The sequence below is a fragment of the Caldicellulosiruptor obsidiansis OB47 genome, from assembly GCF_000145215.1.
GTDB classification, from domain to species: domain Bacteria; phylum Bacillota; class Thermoanaerobacteria; order Caldicellulosiruptorales; family Caldicellulosiruptoraceae; genus Caldicellulosiruptor; species Caldicellulosiruptor obsidiansis.
In genome coordinates, this window is sequence record NC_014392.1 from 2,313,751 (window position 1) to 2,329,830 (window position 16,080).

17 protein-coding genes are annotated in these 16,080 nt (G+C 37.4%); 2 read left to right on the forward strand and 15 right to left on the reverse strand.

Going from position 1 to position 16,080, the window contains the following annotated elements:
• Positions 1 to 252: 252 nt before the first annotated feature.
• The 15 genes from COB47_RS10765 to COB47_RS10835 all read right to left on the reverse strand — a co-directional run bounded on the left by COB47_RS10765 (position 253) and on the right by COB47_RS10835 (position 13,579).
• A complete protein-coding gene (locus COB47_RS10765; RefSeq protein ID WP_013291388.1) occupies positions 253 to 891 on the reverse strand; it encodes a lactate utilization protein in 639 nt (212 codons plus the stop codon).
• 24 nt (positions 892 to 915) lie between these two features.
• Positions 916 to 1,677 (reverse strand): 2-dehydro-3-deoxy-D-gluconate 5-dehydrogenase KduD, encoded by a 762-nt coding sequence (gene kduD / locus COB47_RS10770; RefSeq protein WP_013291389.1) that lies wholly within the window; start codon positions 1,675 to 1,677, stop codon positions 916 to 918.
• A 31-nt stretch (positions 1,678 to 1,708) separates the two neighbouring features.
• Positions 1,709 to 2,539 (reverse strand): 5-dehydro-4-deoxy-D-glucuronate isomerase, encoded by an 831-nt coding sequence (gene kduI / locus COB47_RS10775; protein WP_013291390.1) that lies wholly within the window; start codon positions 2,537 to 2,539, stop codon positions 1,709 to 1,711.
• A 25-nt stretch (positions 2,540 to 2,564) separates the two neighbouring features.
• Positions 2,565 to 3,593, reverse strand: a complete 1,029-nt coding sequence (locus COB47_RS10780; RefSeq protein WP_013291391.1) for a sugar kinase — start codon at positions 3,591 to 3,593, stop codon at positions 2,565 to 2,567.
• On the reverse strand, positions 3,593 to 4,246 hold the full coding sequence (locus tag COB47_RS10785) for a bifunctional 2-keto-4-hydroxyglutarate aldolase/2-keto-3-deoxy-6-phosphogluconate aldolase (RefSeq protein WP_013291392.1): 654 nt from the start codon (positions 4,244 to 4,246) through the stop codon (positions 3,593 to 3,595). Before COB47_RS10785 ends, COB47_RS10780 begins: the two co-directional genes overlap by 1 nt.
• Positions 4,212 to 5,045, reverse strand: a complete 834-nt coding sequence (locus tag COB47_RS10790) for an IclR family transcriptional regulator (protein ID WP_013291393.1) — start codon at positions 5,043 to 5,045, stop codon at positions 4,212 to 4,214. The genes COB47_RS10785 and COB47_RS10790 overlap by 35 nt, the downstream gene beginning before the upstream one ends.
• Positions 5,046 to 5,211: 166 nt before the next feature.
• On the reverse strand, positions 5,212 to 6,183 hold the full coding sequence (locus tag COB47_RS10795; protein ID WP_013291394.1) for a 2-hydroxyacid dehydrogenase: 972 nt from the start codon (positions 6,181 to 6,183) through the stop codon (positions 5,212 to 5,214).
• Positions 6,184 to 6,239: 56 nt separating this feature from the next.
• Entirely contained in the window at positions 6,240 to 7,151 is a 912-nt protein-coding gene (locus COB47_RS10800) for a sugar phosphate isomerase/epimerase family protein (protein WP_013291395.1), read from the reverse strand.
• Between the two features lie 53 nt (positions 7,152 to 7,204).
• Entirely contained in the window at positions 7,205 to 8,041 is an 837-nt protein-coding gene (locus tag COB47_RS10805) for a class II fructose-bisphosphate aldolase (protein ID WP_013291396.1), read from the reverse strand.
• A gap of 19 nt (positions 8,042 to 8,060) precedes the next feature.
• Positions 8,061 to 9,554 carry a xylulokinase gene (xylB, locus tag COB47_RS10810; protein ID WP_013291397.1) on the reverse strand — a complete coding sequence of 498 codons (1,494 nt, stop codon included), beginning with the start codon at positions 9,552 to 9,554 and terminating at the stop codon, positions 8,061 to 8,063.
• 51 nt (positions 9,555 to 9,605) lie between these two features.
• Complete coding sequence (locus tag COB47_RS10815; protein WP_013291398.1) at positions 9,606 to 10,367, reverse strand: DeoR/GlpR family DNA-binding transcription regulator; 762 nt, start codon at positions 10,365 to 10,367, stop codon at positions 9,606 to 9,608.
• Between the two features lie 184 nt (positions 10,368 to 10,551).
• On the reverse strand, positions 10,552 to 10,887 hold the full coding sequence (locus tag COB47_RS12040; RefSeq protein ID WP_237698910.1) for a PemB family protein: 336 nt from the start codon (positions 10,885 to 10,887) through the stop codon (positions 10,552 to 10,554).
• A 138-nt stretch (positions 10,888 to 11,025) separates the two neighbouring features.
• On the reverse strand, positions 11,026 to 12,306 hold the full coding sequence (locus COB47_RS10825) for an RNA-guided endonuclease InsQ/TnpB family protein (RefSeq protein WP_041742829.1): 1,281 nt from the start codon (positions 12,304 to 12,306) through the stop codon (positions 11,026 to 11,028).
• Positions 12,307 to 12,531: 225 nt separating this feature from the next.
• Positions 12,532 to 12,984 carry an ATP-binding protein gene (locus COB47_RS10830; protein ID WP_013291400.1) on the reverse strand — a complete coding sequence of 151 codons (453 nt, stop codon included), beginning with the start codon at positions 12,982 to 12,984 and terminating at the stop codon, positions 12,532 to 12,534.
• A gap of 163 nt (positions 12,985 to 13,147) precedes the next feature.
• Positions 13,148 to 13,579 (reverse strand): nucleoside deaminase, encoded by a 432-nt coding sequence (locus tag COB47_RS10835; RefSeq protein ID WP_013291401.1) that lies wholly within the window; start codon positions 13,577 to 13,579, stop codon positions 13,148 to 13,150.
• Between the two features lie 142 nt (positions 13,580 to 13,721).
• Here COB47_RS10835 and COB47_RS10840 point away from each other — a divergent pair, with 142 nt between their 5' ends.
• Entirely contained in the window at positions 13,722 to 15,050 is a 1,329-nt protein-coding gene (locus tag COB47_RS10840; RefSeq protein WP_013291402.1) for a hypothetical protein, read from the forward strand.
• A gap of 81 nt (positions 15,051 to 15,131) precedes the next feature.
• Positions 15,132 to 15,983, forward strand: coding sequence for a divergent polysaccharide deacetylase family protein (locus COB47_RS10845; RefSeq protein WP_013291403.1), 852 nt, complete (start codon positions 15,132 to 15,134; stop codon positions 15,981 to 15,983).
• The last annotated feature ends 97 nt before the right edge of the window (positions 15,984 to 16,080 follow it).

Here is a 16,080-nt window from a genome sequence, read left to right on the forward strand (position 1 = left end):
ATCCTTTCACATATGACTCATATATCTTAATTGAGATTGCAAAAATCTATCGAAAATTTTATCTGTTTCACTATGCATATTACATAAATTAATTTTCAACATTTATTTTAATTCGAAAGAGTGCCTTTTGCATCAAGAAAATATTAAAATACATATGAAAATATTAACATGACAGGAGTTCAGGAACTTTTCAAATTGTCATGGAAATTTTTAAGGTTATAGTGACAATTTTAATCATGAAGCTTCATTTCTTTAGAATCCCATCTCGAAAGGAACAATAACAATATTTATACGACCCTCAAATTTCATACCATGGTTTATTATGGTAATATAATTGCACATTCTTGCCTTAATCTGGCAATCCATACAGTATCCTGTTTCAACACATGGAGTTTTGTGATTATTCCTTTTTGAATTCATAGGTGCAATCTTTTTAAGTCTCTTGAATGCTTCATCCAAGTCTTCAACAACCTTGTTAACACCAGCTACAATTATTACCTTTTTTGGCCCGAAAATCATAGCAGATACTCTGTTACCTGAGCAGTCCACATTTACAAGCTCTCCATTTTTAGTAATTGCATTAGTAGATGTGACAAGAACATCTGCTAAAAGCGACTGACGCATAAGTTCAATTCTCTCTTCAGCTGTCATTTGTTTGTACCTATCAAAAAGCTTATATGGACCATTTCTGAATATTTCTATTAAACCCAACTCTTCTATTGTAACAGAACCCCCGAGGGCTATACTTGAACCCTCGGGGATCAATTCCAAAACTTTTTTTCTTGCATCTTCTAAAGTCGGTGCATAAAAAGCATTGTATTTTCTTCTATTAAGTCTTTCTACAATGTCCTTTGCAATAAGTTCATTTTGCCATGCTTTATACTGGTTCATATCAAAAACCCCCAAAAAACATTTTTACCTTGCAAGCCAGCCACCATCAACATTCAATATACAGCCATTGACATATTCTGACGCATCAGAAGCCAAAAATACAACTGCTCCCTGCAAATCTTCCGGTGTTCCCCATCGACCTGCCGGAATTCTTGAAAGTATCTCAGCACTTCTTACAGGGTCTTCACGAAGCTGCTGAGTATTGTTTGTTGCCATATAACCCGGTGCAATTGCATTGACGTTTATATTGTACTTTGCCCACTCATTTGCAAGCGCTTTTGTAAGACCTGCAACACCGCTTTTGCTTGCTGTGTATGATGGAACTCTAATTCCGCCCTGGAACGAAAGCATGGATGCAATGTTTATTATTTTTCCGCCTGTTCCTTGTTTGATGAACTGTCTTGCTGCCGCCTGACAGAAGAAGAATACTGTCTTGAGATTAATTGCAAGCACATCGTCCCAGTCTTTTTCTGTAAAGTCAATAGCATCACATCTTCTGATTATTCCTGCATTGTTCACTAAAATGTCAAGCCTGCCAAACTCCTGAATTGTCTTTTCTATAATCATGTTAATCGGCTCGATTGTCATTAAGTTTGCCTGAATCTCCAAAAACCTTCTTCCAATTGATTCTATTTTTTGTTTTGTCTCTGTACATGGAACATAATCAACACCAACAATATCAGCTCCAGCCTCGGCTAAAGCAATTGCCATTCCCTGACCCAAACCTGTTGACGCACCTGTTACAATTGCAACTTTCCCATCAAGTTTGAATTTGTCAAGTATCATTTTAAACACACCTCCATAAATTATATTTTTGTTATTTAAGTTCCTTCATTGGAACAGGATTAACATCAGAATATGACTGGTTTTCTCCAGCCATTGCCCAGATGAATGTATAATTTTTAGTGCCAACTCCAGAGTGTATAGACCAGCTTGGACTGATTACAGCCTGTTCGTTTCTTACAATAATATGTCTTGTCTCCTGCGGCTTTCCCATCAAATGCAACACAAAAGCATCTTCAGGCATGTCAAAATAAAAGTATACTTCCATTCTCCTATCATGCAAATGGCAAGGCATTGTATTCCATACATTGTTTGGCTCTAAAATTGTCATTCCCATTACAAGCTGACAGCTTTTTACCCCGTCTGGATGGATGTATTTATATATTGTTCTTTCATTTGACTCTGAAAGCGAACCAAGATGAGTTGCCTCAGTATTTTTTATGTCAATCTTTTCTATTGGATATTGTTTATGTGCAGGAGTTGATACAAAGTAGAACTTGGCAGGATTTGCAGGCTCGTCACTACCAAACTCTATTTTCTTTGTTCCCATGCCAATGTAAAGTCCGTCCCTCTTGTCAAGTTCAAACTTTTGACCATCTGCCACAACATACCCTTTGCTGCCTATATTGATTATCCCAATCTCTCTTCTTTCAAGAAAATACTGAGCACCAATCTCTTTGCCATCTTCCAAGATTAGAACTTCTACCGTTGGCACAGCACCGCCAACAATAACCCTGTCAACATGAGTGTAGACCATGTTGATTTTTCCATATTCAAACAAGTTTTCAATCAAAAACTCCTTTCGTATCTCATCTGTAGTCAAAGTCTTAAATTGATCAGGATGCATTGCATATTTTACTTCCATTTTAGAAAATACCTCCTTTTTATAATTATCTTTTCATCATACCAGAACTGTCATGCCCAAGTGCCTGTTTAATCTCGTCTTCAGACGTAATGAGACTATCACCTTCTACAGTGTGCTTCAAAGCACACATGTATGTTGCTACCTCAAGCATCTTATCGCTCTCAAGCTCTCTTAAAATTCCATATAAAACACCTGCTGTAAAAGCATCTCCGCCGCCAACCCTGTCAATAACTTCTATTTCGCGCTTTTTTGAAAATACAATATTTCCATTTTCATCTTTTGTATAAGCAAAAAAGATGTTTTTAGAAGCAGATATACTCCTTCTTGCAGCAAGAATTATTCTCTCCAAGTTTTGGTACTTTGTTTGCAATCTTTCAAATAAAATCTTTTGACCATCTGTAGTAAGGTCAATGCCTTCAAAATATTTTTCTTCCATATCAATCTTTAAAACTCTTCTCACATGCTCTTCGTTTGTAATTAAAATGTCCACATACGACATAAGATCTGAAATCACTTCATTTGCTCTTTCATAGTTCCACAGTTTTGACCTATAATTGATGTCAAACGCCACCTTTGCACCTGCATTTTTTGCTGTCTTGAAAGCCACTTTTAGTTCATTTAACACATTTTGTGATAAAGCAGCAGTGATTCCTGTTGAGAAAAATATCTTGGTCTTTTTCAAAATATCTTCCCAGTCGATATCCCCAGGCTGTATCTCATTTATGGCAGAATCTGCTCTGTCGTACACAACAGAAGATGCTCTCTGCCCTACACCCTTTTCAAGAAAGTAAATTCCAATCCTTTTACCTTTTCTTTTTATATAGCTTGTGTCAACTCCATATCTTCTCAAAAAGTTTACAGTAGCATCACCAATAGGGTTTTGTGGAAGGAGTGTAACATAGCTTGTCTTCACCCCAATGTTTGACAGAGCAACAACAACGTTTGCTTCAGCCCCGCCAAAATTGATATCAAAACTTGTCGCCTGTAAAATCCTCTGATACCCAGGCGGTGAAAGCCTCAGCATTATCTCACCAAAACTTGTCACCTCAAACATCACTTCTGTACCTTCCCCTTTGCCATCTTTATCTTCTCCACAAACTGCCTGCATACCTCTTCTACTTTGCTAAAGTCTCCATCCTTTGCATACTTTGTTATATTACCGCCAACGCCCACAGCAAAAGCACCCGCTTTTATCCACTCATCAACATTGTCAAGATCAACCCCACCTGTTGGCATAAGCCTTGCCTGTGGGATTGGTCCTTTGTATGCTTTTATAATTTTCGGCCCGAAAAGCTCGCCAGGAAAGATTTTTATAACATCTGCACCGCACTCAAGGGCTTCCACAACCTCTTTTATTGTCATAGCGCCGGGCATTGAAGCTATCCTGTACCTGTTACAAAGTTTTACCATTTCAGGATTGAGGTATGGACTTACAACAAACTTTGCACCGGCTAAAATTGCAATTCGTGCTGTTTCGCTGTCAAGAACTGTACCTGCTCCTATTATAATCTCATCCTCCTTGTACGTGCTTGTAAGATACTTTATTATCTCGTCAGCGCCGGGCACTGTAAAGGTTATCTCAATTGCGCTGGCACCACCTTTTATACATGCCTCTGTAATCTTGAGAGCCTTCTCCTTAGTCTCTGCACGAACAACAACAACAAGCCCATTGTCATTTATCTTTTGCAGTACCTGTTCCTTTTCCATCCTCTTGCATCTCCTTTCCTTGATAATCTTCTTTATCCTCGACATACCCAAGCCTGTGAGAAATCTTCTTTGCAGTCTCAACAACCTTTTGCGCTATTTCTTCATCTTTGTGAGGTGGCAGTACACTGGTCGGTGCTGAAATGCTAATAGCAGCAATCATCTCGCCTCTATAGTCATATATAGGAGCAGCGATACACCTCACACCTTCTTGCAACTCTTCATTGTCAACTGCAAAGCCTCTATTTCGAACAAATCTTATCTCATGCATAAGCTTTTCTACATCCGTTATGGTGTTTTGTGTATATGGTTTCAGAGAAATTGTTGATAGCATCTTTTCAACTTCTTCATCTGAAAGCTTGCTAAGCATCACTTTCCCAAGAGCTGTGCAGTATGCAGGGACTCTTTTGCCAATTGAGGAGTAAAGCCTTATTGAGTTTACCTGTTCAATCTTGTCAATGTATACAACATCAGTACCGTCAAGAATTGCCAGGTGTACAGTGACATTTAACATGGCCACAAGCTCACGCAAAAACGGATGTGCTTCGGTTTTGAGTTCAATGTTGTTAAGATAAAGGCTTGAAATCTCAACAAACTTTACACCAAGCTTGTAGCGCAGGGTCTGAGGGTCTTTATGAACATACCCTCTGTTAAGTAGTGTCTGCAAAATCCTGTGGACAGTGGTCTTGTGAAGAGAAAGTTTTTGGGAAAGCTGAGTGATTGAAAGCCCTTTTGGCTCAACAGCCAAAGCTTCGATTATCTCAAACGCCCTTTCAATTGACTGAACAGAATTTTGCGACATATCAGTCTCTCCTGTTTCATATTATGAAACGCTGTTTCGTATTGTTCACAAAAATATTATAGCACTCTCTTCTGCTTTTTAAAATAATCAATTTTGCTAATTTAAATGCTCCCTGCGGGACAAGTCACTTCCCGCAGGGAAATATTTACCAAAAGGAGATGCTTTATTACTTCTTGTTTAAAACCTCTTTATTGACAAGTGTTCTTGGAACTCTTCCCTCAATGAAATCTACTATATTGTTTGCTGCAAGCATTGCCATGTCAAGTCTTGACTCTTCTGTTGCAGAACCAATGTGTGGAAGCATCACAACATTGTCAAGTTCAGCCAGTTCTGGCTCAAACTCAGGCTCTCTCTCATACACATCAAGACCTGCTGCAAAAATCTTCTTTTCTTTGAGAGCTTTGACAAGTGCTTTTTCATCTACAATTGGTCCGCGTGCTGTGTTAATTAAGATTGCCGACGGTTTCATGAGAGAAAATTCTCTTTCGCCAATTAAATGCCTTGTTTGTGGTGTGAGCGGCACATGGATTGATATAAAATCTGCTTCTTTCAAAAGTTCATCCAGTGGCACAAATTGAGCACCCATCTCTTTTTCAAAATTTTCTTTTCTCTCAAAATCATAGTATAAAATCTTCATGTTAAATCCTTTTGACATTCTTGCAAAAGCCTGGCCAATCCTGCCAGCACCAATTACACCAAGAGTTTTACCTGTCACGCCCTTGCCTAAAAAGAGCATAGGACCCCAACCTTTGTAATGCCCGCCTCTCATAAATTTGTCAGCCTCAACTATTCTTCTTGCCGCAGCAAACAACAGTGCCCACGCAAGCTCAGCTGTTGCGTTTGTCAGAACGTCTGGCGTGTTTGTTACATAAACACCCCTTCTTGTTGCCTCTTCAACATCTATGTTATCGTAACCAACTGCATAGTTTGCAACAATCTTCACATTTGGTGCATGGTCGAAAAACTCACTGTCAACTTTGTCAACAAGCTGGGTCAAAACTGCGTCCTTGTCAGCTATTGCTTTCAAAAGTTCTTCTCTTGTCATTGGTCTGTCGTGGGGATTTACTTCAACCTCACCGTACTTTTTCAAAAGCTCAATCGCAGGCTCCATTATTCTTCTTGTCACAAGTATCTTCATATAAATTCTCCCTCCCATTACTTGCTAAGTACTTTTCTATTTATTAAGAAAAATTCTTATAATCTTGCCCATGCTTCGTTCAAAACCCTCTTTGAGCTTGCAAGCACAATTTTCGGGTCCTGCCCTGGCATAGGCGATACTTCAAAGCTCAAGATAGGTCTTTTTTCTGGATTTAAAAATCCTATCTCTTTTAAGACTCTCAAAAATTCAATTACCTCTTCAACGTCGTTTTCGCCGCCCTCTATTCCAAACATTGGATGTTTGTCTCCATATGCTGGATGGTTCTTATCCTTTACAACAGCGTTACCTATATGAACATGTGTGAGGTAGTCTTTTACAGGCAAGAGCGCCTGCTCAGCTGTTTCTCTTGTAAGTGGAAGATGGCTCAAATCTACAATCAATCCAAAATTGTCATATTCTTTTCTAATCTCGGCTGCAAATCTTGCTGCAAGCTCAGCAGGTCCAATCAAACTCTTTTTGTCAATGTCAAAGTCAAATACTTCAAGCTCTATCATAAGATTGCCTTTTGACTTTGCATAGTCACAAAGCTCTTTTGTTGTTTCAATCAAAATCTTAAAAGCCTCATCCTTTCTTGCCTCGTCATACTGTCTTGACAAAAATCCAAACCCAACTGCTCCAAGCTCGTATGCCTCGTCAATACCTTCTTTTAAAATCTCAATGGCTTTTTTCCTCTTTTCGCTGTCATAGTCGTTTGGATTAAGACCAGTTCTCAAAAGCCTCGGCTGACCTCCATATGCAACTGTGACATGGGCAGATTTTAGCATATCTTTTACTCTCTTTCTTACCTCTGGGTCTTTTATCCATGTGACCTCAACTGCATTGAAGTAGTCATCTTCAAGAATTGATTTCAATGTCTCTTCAATTGGACCTTCACCATCAATTACCTGTGGGTAAGACATAAAATGAATTGTCCCAATCTTCAGATATTTGTAAATTGGCTCGTTCATCTCAAAAAACACCTCCACCAAGATTTTTGTTCTTGTAAAATTTGTTAAATTAATTAAACTATATCGTAACTACCAAAAACTTTTAGTTTTTTTATGGCTTCCTTTTTGACAATCTCTCTTATTCTCTCAAAGATGGCAGGTGTCAAATCCTCAGTTTTGCTCACAAATTCTGGGAGCTGAGAGTTTATAGCCAAGGTCAGGTCTGTAAAGATATTTACCTTGTTAATTCCATACTCAATGCACTTTTTAAAATCATCATCTGAAAGTCCAGAGCCGCCATGAAGTACAAGATAGCAGTCAACCCTTTTTCTTATTTCAGAAAGCCTCTCAAAATCAAGCCGCGGCTCACCTTTATAAACCCCATGCACAGTACCAATTGCAACAGCCAAAGCATCAACATTTGTCTGCGCAGCAAAAATCTCTGCCTCTTCAGGCTTTGTGTAAAACTCTGGGTTTTTAAAATCCCAGTCACCTCTACCCACAACTCCAAGCTCACCTTCAACGCTCACACCAACAGAGTGTGCTATCTCAACAATTTCCTTGGTTTTTTGTATATTCTCTTCAAACGGCAAGCTTGAACCATCAAACATAACAGATGTAAACCCAGCCTTTATTGCTCTGATGATATTTTTCAGACTTTTTGCATGGTCAAGATGAACACATACCGGAACAGATGCCCTTTTTGCAAGGAAAATCATGACCTCTGCAATCATCTCAAAATCAAGCCTGTCAACAAACCTGTCAGCAACACCAATAATAATTGGACATCTGAGCTGCTCTGCAGCATCAATCAGCCCTTCATAAAAATCGGCAGAAAGCCCATTGAACATCCCCACACCAAACTTTTTCACTTTTGTATAACTTAAAACCTTATTTAAATTTACAAGCAAAACAAAGACCTCCTAACCATCAATATTGAGAAAGCTTTGGATAAAGGCTGGAAACTGAACTGTAAAGCTCGTTGTATATTTCATACACTCTGTTATAAATCTCATGGTTTTTGCTGTCTGGCTGGTACTCAAAAAGCACTTCTCTTTTTTCCTCAATTAAGCTTCCCCTTGCACCAACTGCATATGACGCAAGAATCATCGCACCTTTTGATGCCGCCTCCTGTACTTTTTCAACAACAACCTTTTTGCCAAGAACATCAGCCTTAATTCTGCTCCATACTCTGCTCTTTGCACCACCCCCCATAGAAACTATACTCTCAGGCTTAAGCCCCATAGACTCTAAAATTTCTATGCACGCTCTTATTTCATACGAAATCCCTTCAAGCACAGCCCTTGCAACATCAGCCCTTGAATGTGTCAAAGTCAGCCCAAACAAAACCCCTTTTGCGTCAGGGTTCCATCTTGTCGCTCGGCTGCCCATAAAAAATGGTAAAAGTAAAATCCCATTTGCACCCGGCTTTGAACTCTCAGCTTCAATATCAATCAGCTCATAAACATTCTCGCCTTTTTCCTTCTCGCCTCTGTAAAAGTTGTCTCTTATCCATCTTAAAATCGTACCGCTTGTGTTCATCCCCTGCTCAATCAGGTAGTGATCCCTTATCACATGGCAGGAACACACAACCCTTGGGTCAAGACTCTCTGGGACTTTATCAGATGACATCGACACATTTGTTGCAGTCCCTGTTGACTCCATAACACGGCTTCCTACAATCCCTGCTCCTAATGCTTCTAAGGGCCTATCTCCGCCACCGCTTACAACTGGTATTCCGCTTTTGAGCCCCAGGATTTTTGCAACATCTTCTTTCAAATACCCTATGACCTCATCTGCATAGCAAAGTCTTGGAAACTGAGAGGACTTTATCCCCACAAACTCAAATATGTCTTCCCACCACTGTCTTTTGTTTATATCAAACATCATTGTTCTGCTTGCCAGTGAATGGTCTGTAGCAGCTTCGCCTGTAAGCATGTACCCTATAAACTCTTTTGGCTGCAGAAAAACATAAGCTTTTTGCAAAATCTCTGGCTGATGTTTTTTGAGCCACAAAAGCTTTGTTGCTGTAAATGTAGAGTCTGGAATCAGACCAGTTATTTTATGTATTGTGTCTTTCCCAAACTGCCGTGAAATCTCTTCCGCCTCAGGGCGTGAACGCCTATCCATCCACGAGATAGCTCTTGACAGAACATTTCCTTTCCTGTCAAGTGGAACAACCGTCTCCCTTTGAGATGATAGCCCAATTGCCAAAATACCTTCTGCTCCTGCTGCTTGTACAACTTCCCTGATACCTTCTACCGCTTCCTTCCACCAATCAAGCGGGTCTTGTTCAGCCCATTCAATCTGTGGTGTATATGTTGGATATTCCCTGTTTGATTTTGCAAGGATATTGCCTTCAAGGTCAAAAAGTATCACTTTGCAGGCAGTGGTTCCAATGTCTATTGTAAGAATCTTTTCCATTAAAGGTTTGCCCCTTTCAACATAAAAATCTCATCTTGGCTCTTTAAAAAGTTATACTACTGTTATCTTTATACCCTTTTGTCTGAAACTCTCCAGAAGCTCACTACTTATATCACCTGCTGTGATAATTTCAGACACTTTGTTGAGAGTTGCAAACGAAACCATGGCATTTTTCTTAAACTTGCTGCTGTCTGCAACAACTATAACCTCTTTACTGCTATCTATCATTGCCCTTTTTACCTCTGCTTCAAATACATCAGAGGTAGTAAGACCTTTTTCAAGAGAAATGCCACTTGTTCCTATAAAAGCTATATCAGCACTAAATTGCAAAAACGCTTTTTGTGCTTCAGGACCAACTGTTGAAAAATTGGAATTTTTAACTTTGCCACCAACTAAAAATAAGTTGATACTGTTATTTGTTATAAGTTCATTCACTATATTTATGCCATTGGTTATAACAGTTATGTGCTGAAAACTCTTAAGTTTTCTTGCTATCTGTTGCGTGGTTGTTCCTGTATCCAAAATCACAACCATGCCCTCTTTTATCCTATTCAACGCCTCAAGTGCAATCCTCTCTTTTTCCTGAATAAACTCTTTAGAACGCTGTGAAATGGGCGGAACTATTGATACCCCTTCTTTTAAAATAGCTCCTCCATAGTTCTTTTCAATTATACCTTCTTGTTCCAGTTTCTTTAAATCTCTTCTTATTGTCTCATCAGATACATTGAAAATGTTGCAAAGCTCTGTGACAGTTACACTCTTTTTCTCCATCAATATCTCTTTAATTTTTTGTCTGCGTGTTGCTGAAAGCATCTCTTTTCATCACCCATCTCTTTATATGTGGATTTGTGTGTCAGCTTATTAATATTCTACTCGATTTTTTGAGGATTTGCAATATGAAATTCAAAATGATTACACAAGATTGGTCAAACATTTTTAAAGGTGAAAATAAAAAAAGCAGGCATTTGCCTGCTCCTACTTTTTAATACTTTGTACGCTATATTTCTATTTTCCACTCTTTTAAAACATTTTCCTTTGTATACCTCTCAGCTTCTATTTCATCAAGTTGAGGTCGTTTGGGATTTTGTTTACTACTACCTGGACCAAAATTTCTATATTCAAAAAATCTCTCATTTTCAGGGCAAAAGCCGTGCATCTCACACCAACCGTCAGGATGAATGTGCTCATCCAAATAGCATTCCTTGAACACAACATTTACCCACCTTTTCTGCAATATGTTTTTTCCATCAATTAGTTCAAAAACTGCGTCTAAAACCTCATCTTCTCTGAGAAATCTTTCTACCAACAATTCTTTGTTAAGTGATACTTTCACAAAAATATTTTCATCTGCTCTTACCGAAACCTTCATACTATTTAGACAAAGTAGCATCAGGAAGGTAGTTCTTTACTTTGACCTCCTCCCAATCCCCTGAAGGGGATAGGATTCCTTCAGGGGTTGGGCTTCCCGCTTCTACGTGGTATGACTTACCAGGATATAGGGATTGCCCCTGAATATCCTGGCAGCGGTCTCCCACTCCACGGGCTTGACTTCGGACCGGTCCAGCCCTACTAACTTCAACATGTTTATTGCAGCGTTCAAATCTCTATCAATTTCTAAACCGCAAACAGGACATCTGAAAATTCTTTCCGACAACTTGACATCATACTGACTTCCGCAACTGCTGCATGTCTTCGTTGTTGGCAGAGAACTTTTGATTGCCACAGCAGGAACCCGAAGACTGTCGCTCAGTCTTCTCTTAATTGTCCCTACTGCACTGTAGTGTACTGACTTTGAAAAATATCCATCCTTCCAACCTTTGATGTTATCTTTTTGAAAACAAACTGTCTTATATCTATATAAAAATGAACAGGTTTTGTTTATTACGTCATACTTGATGTTTGTTAATTTTTCATACTCTCTTGCAATTTTTTCTTTTGTTTTATACCATCTTTTAGAACCTTTCTGCTGGCGTGCAAGTTGTTTTTGCAACTTTTTCAAGCGTTTTGTCTCTTTTATCTGCCATTCAAGTTTGAGCCTGTTCGATAATACCATCCCAGCAGGTTTAAAATCAATTCCAGCAGCAACATCGAACGTCTGCCATACCCTCGGTTTTACTACACCTTTTCTGTTCTTTCTTCTTTCCCACGCTTCCGTGTATCTACCCTTGTTTATGTAGCAGGTTACAAAAAGGTAAATGCCACTTGGTCTTTTTACAAGTTCTGCTTTTGCTATTTCGCTATCTTCTGGAATCTGATGTCCTCCCAGTACCCTCAAAGGTTTTTTAATGCCTTGTATCTTAACTCTGGTCTTTTGCTGATTAACAAACTTAAAAGTGTTCCCAAATTGTTTGAGGGGAATTGAATTGACATAGTGTTTGAACTGCAGTTTACCCGTTTTGTGACCATTTTCCTTTTGTATGTGAAGAGAATACAAATTCTGCTTTATTCTTTCCACCAGAGCTTGCTTCATCTGGGAACTGAGATTTTCAATCCTTCTTCTTTCGAAATTTTCTCCAACCTTTATTTCAACTTCTTTTAGTTTCTCCGCATTGCTATCAAGTCTGTTTCCAATGTCAGCAACTATATAGTTGTACAACCATTTCGCTTCTAAAAACAGCCTAAAAAGTTTTTCTTTTGTTTCTTTTGAGGCAGAGTTAAGATTAATTTTTAACTGACACACCACAGGTATTTGGTTTTTTCTTCTTTCTTTAGTTTGTTGCCATGTTTGTTTAATTTTTTCTGCCTTTGTCATCTTCTTAACTCCTCTAACAATACCGAAAAACTTTTTGCTACTTCTATTATACCCTGTACTCTCAAGATAATTCAAGAGAAGAAAAATGACTGCCATTCATCACAATCCCCTGAAAGGGGATGTGCTTTCTGGCTGATCTTTTGTAAAGTTCCTAAAAAAGTGCACAAAATAAAAAAAGACTGTCGCACATTTTTGACAGTCTTGCCCTCAAACTTAATCTTATTTTTAAACATAACAATCTTCTTCTTTCTTGAGCCTTCTTACAGCCACAATTTTGTTTCCTTTCTGGTTCTGCTTGAGTTTTTCACACAGAGAAGCAACTATCATAAGTCCGCGCCCAAATTCATATAAATCCTCTATCTCATCCTTTTCATCATATGGGGTGTATTCATTGAACACCCTTCCTATATCAAACCCTTCTCCTTCGTCCTCCACAACAATGTAACTGAGTTTTTTGTCTACTATTCCAACCTTTACTTTTACAGATTTTGAACTGTCTCCTTTATTGCCATGAACAATAGCATTTATTAAAAGTTCATTTACTATGAGTTTGAACTCAAGAAGCTCATCTGCTGATATGTTAGTTTCTCTTGTTAAAAACGATAATATTTCTTTTTCTACTACCTTGACCAGCTGGAGATTACTTGTAAACACAAGCTGTAAAAATTTGTTCTCCATTTCCTCCACGCAACCTTCTTTCCACAATTTTTGTACTATCCATCCTGCAAAAATACCACAACTAATTCCTCTTTTGTACTTGAAAAATCTCTTCTACTTGATATATACCCTCAAATTCTCTACTTTACACACCCAAGTATTAAAACTTACCTATTTAGAAAACTTATCTTCGCTTTTCTTCAAAGAACCTTTTTAAAAGAAGTCTGCACTCATCTTCACATATTCCTCCTATCACTTCTACCTTATGATTTAAAAAAGGATTTTGTGAGAGATTAAAACAAGACTCAGCTGCACCCATCTTAAAATCTCTTGCACCAAAGTAAAGCCTCTTTACTTTACTCAAAACTATCGCACTCATACACATTGGACACGGCTCTTTTGTCACAAACATCTCGCAACTTCTCAGGTCCTTTGTAGAAAGCTTTGATGTGGCATCAATTATGGCAAGAATCTCCGCGTGGTAAATAGCCTTTTTACTGTCATTTCTTTTAATACTAATAATTTTTCCATCCTTTACAACAGCTGCAGCAACTGGGATGTCATTTGAATGGCTTGCATACTCTATTAAAGTTTTCATTACATTATATATATACATCAACTTATCACCTTTTTCTTTATCAATTTTTAACAAATTTTTTTGAATTTTTTTGTCATCAAAAACTGTTCTTCCAATGTTTATTGCAACTCTGTTTAGTGATACTATATTTTATAGCTAAATCTTTTTTGGAGTGAACAAAATGGAAAAAGTTAATCAGTTTATTACAAAGTATATATATCTTTTTGCCATAACAAGCCTTGTTTTCCCAATTTTCATTATGTTTTCCTACTTAGTAGCTGAAATAAACTTTTCAAATATATTCTTAGCATTTGTGGTCATGGATATTTTGTTCTTGCTCATTCCTTATCTTATTCGGGCAAAGAGTCAGGGTATGTGGGAAAAGATTTTAAATATCCTGTTTATAATAGTAGTTCCCCAGGGTTTTTCACTAATTGTGTTAAAGCCCTACGGTCTTTTTGAAATGTTTCTCGGTCAGGTTTTTTGTATGGGACTTTATATATACTCATATTTAATATTCGAAAAAGAGCAGGTCTCGCTCTCACTGGGAGCAATCTTAGCAGGTCTTTGGGCTATAATAATTGTGGGAGCAGTCTCAAGTTTTATGAACATCCCAAGGAATATTATAAACCAATACACTACCTATTCAATAATATTTTTGATTACAAGCGTTTATCTTATAAACAGGGTTAACCTTGAAAATCTGCTCAGCAAAAGATATAGAAGAAAAAATAGCATATCAAACAGCATAAGTTATATTAACCTTTTTTTGAGCATTGGATTCATAGTGATCCTTCTTCTTCTTTTCAAGTTCAAGGGTCTTGCGCCATACATTGTTTCATTTATTGTGGAAACAATAAAGTTTATACTCAGCATAATAAAGAAGATTATTGACTTTTTAAACTCTTTGTTTGCTCCAACAAAACCCCAGACAAATGCCGGAAATGGATTAGAAGAATTTTTAAAAAACATGAGGCCTGTAAAAAAGAGTTTATTGGCTCAAATCCTTGACTTTATTGGTTATGTTCTTGCGCTGACAATCTTAGGATTTTTGTTATACAAGACATTCGGACTTTTTGTAAATGTTCTAAAGCAGGTGATAGCAAACTTTTTGCTTTTTATAAGCCGTATCACAAATAATCTTCAGATTGAAGAAAGAGGACAAAACTATACAGATGTGAAGACATTCATCTTTGCAAAAAAGTCGACTGCTAAAAAATTAAAATCACCCCGAGCAAAAAGAGTAAACTTTGAGAAAATAAATGATTTTAATTTGCGACTTCGTATTATTTTTAAACTCACAATGGAATATTTTTATCAAAAGAAGAATTATGTTCTCAAAAGTTCTTACACACCATTTGAGATGGGAAAAATTATCTTAAAAGGTGAACTTTTGAATGCTGATGTTGTAAACAAGCTTGTTGAAGAATATAACAAAGTTAGATATAACAAAGAATACAAGGTACTGTCCACCGAAAATTTTGAGCGTTTTTTGAAAAATCTCAAATAATTCTATCTCTTTCAAACTTGCATACAAAAAGCAATATTAGAATAAGTTATTTATTGAAGAAGTTATATAACTTAAAAGCAAATGAGATTTAAAAGATATGTTCTTGTGATAATAGAAAAGACAAAACTAAGTAAGTTCTTCATACCCTTTCTTGCTCTTTTGTGCTGTATTACATTGCTTCTTGTATATATTCTCTACAACCCGAAGCCAAAAATCAAAGAAGCTGCCAGCCAAACATCATCGTTTGTTGCTATCATTTTTGAAGATGCTGGAATGGATGAGGAAGAAGTACAAAAGCTTTTGAGTATAAACGTACCATTTGATATTGCCATTATTCCTTTTTTGCCTTTTTCCAATAAGATCTCTCTCATGTGCCAGGAAAAAGGAAAGGAAGTTCTGCTGCATCTTTCAATGGAGCCTGAAGAGGGCAGTACAATTTGGTTGTGCCCGCGAAGTATAATGAATGCTACTCCTGATGATGAGATTGAAAAAATTTTCAAAGATGCATTGGCAAATGTAGCAAATAGCAAAGGTGTTAGTACACATCTCGGGACGCTTGTTTGCAAAAATGAAAGAATAGTAAAAAAGCTGTGCACGCTGGCAAAAGAAAAGGATATGGTCTTGGTAGATTCTACCTTTTCTTCAGAATCACTTTTTTCAAAAATGGGAAAGCAAATAGGTCTTCAGGTTATCATTCCAGACATTATACTTGATTCAAGAAATGAACTAAAGCCGATACAAGACAAGTTTAATATTCTTTTTAACCTGGCAAAGAAGAAAGGTTTTTCTGTGGCAATAGGTCATCTCGGAGTTGATGGCGGTATCACAACAATTGAAGCATTCAAGCAGGCTGTGGAAAAGGCAAAGAAAGAGAACATAAAATTTGTATTCGTTTCAGAGATTTCGAAACTGGAAAAGAAAAGCATTAAATAATTTTAATTGAATCTTTCTCCCTATTCGGAATATAATTAATATTTAGCAAACATTTCGCAATACAAAAGAATAAAAAAGGAAGGAGATTATTGAGGAA

Bases quoted from the DNA above. Each gene is read 5' to 3' on its own strand.
- COB47_RS10765 (WP_013291388.1), bottom strand. From the start codon at position 891: ATGAACCAGTATAAAGCATGGCAAAATGAACTTATTGCAAAGGACATT.
- COB47_RS10825 (WP_041742829.1), bottom strand. From the start codon at position 12,306: ATGACAAAGGCAGAAAAAATTAAACAAACATGGCAACAAACTAAAGAA.
- xylB (WP_013291397.1), bottom strand. From the start codon at position 9,554: ATGGAAAAGATTCTTACAATAGACATTGGAACCACTGCCTGCAAAGTG.
- COB47_RS10780 (WP_013291391.1), bottom strand. From the start codon at position 3,593: ATGTTTGAGGTGACAAGTTTTGGTGAGATAATGCTGAGGCTTTCACCG.
- COB47_RS10795 (WP_013291394.1), bottom strand. From the start codon at position 6,183: ATGAAGATACTTGTGACAAGAAGAATAATGGAGCCTGCGATTGAGCTT.
- kduI (WP_013291390.1), bottom strand. From the start codon at position 2,539: ATGGAAGTAAAATATGCAATGCATCCTGATCAATTTAAGACTTTGACT.
- COB47_RS10830 (WP_013291400.1), bottom strand. From the start codon at position 12,984: ATGGAGAACAAATTTTTACAGCTTGTGTTTACAAGTAATCTCCAGCTG.
- COB47_RS10845 (WP_013291403.1), top strand. From the start codon at position 15,132: ATGAGATTTAAAAGATATGTTCTTGTGATAATAGAAAAGACAAAACTA.
- COB47_RS10800 (WP_013291395.1), bottom strand. From the start codon at position 7,151: ATGAACGAGCCAATTTACAAATATCTGAAGATTGGGACAATTCATTTT.
- kduD (WP_013291389.1), bottom strand. From the start codon at position 1,677: ATGATACTTGACAAATTCAAACTTGATGGGAAAGTTGCAATTGTAACA.
- COB47_RS10840 (WP_013291402.1), top strand. From the start codon at position 13,722: ATGGAAAAAGTTAATCAGTTTATTACAAAGTATATATATCTTTTTGCC.
- COB47_RS10785 (WP_013291392.1), bottom strand. From the start codon at position 4,246: ATGGAAAAGGAACAGGTACTGCAAAAGATAAATGACAATGGGCTTGTT.
- COB47_RS10835 (WP_013291401.1), bottom strand. From the start codon at position 13,579: ATGTATATATATAATGTAATGAAAACTTTAATAGAGTATGCAAGCCAT.
- COB47_RS10790 (WP_013291393.1), bottom strand. From the start codon at position 5,045: ATGTCGCAAAATTCTGTTCAGTCAATTGAAAGGGCGTTTGAGATAATC.
- COB47_RS10815 (WP_013291398.1), bottom strand. From the start codon at position 10,367: ATGCTTTCAGCAACACGCAGACAAAAAATTAAAGAGATATTGATGGAG.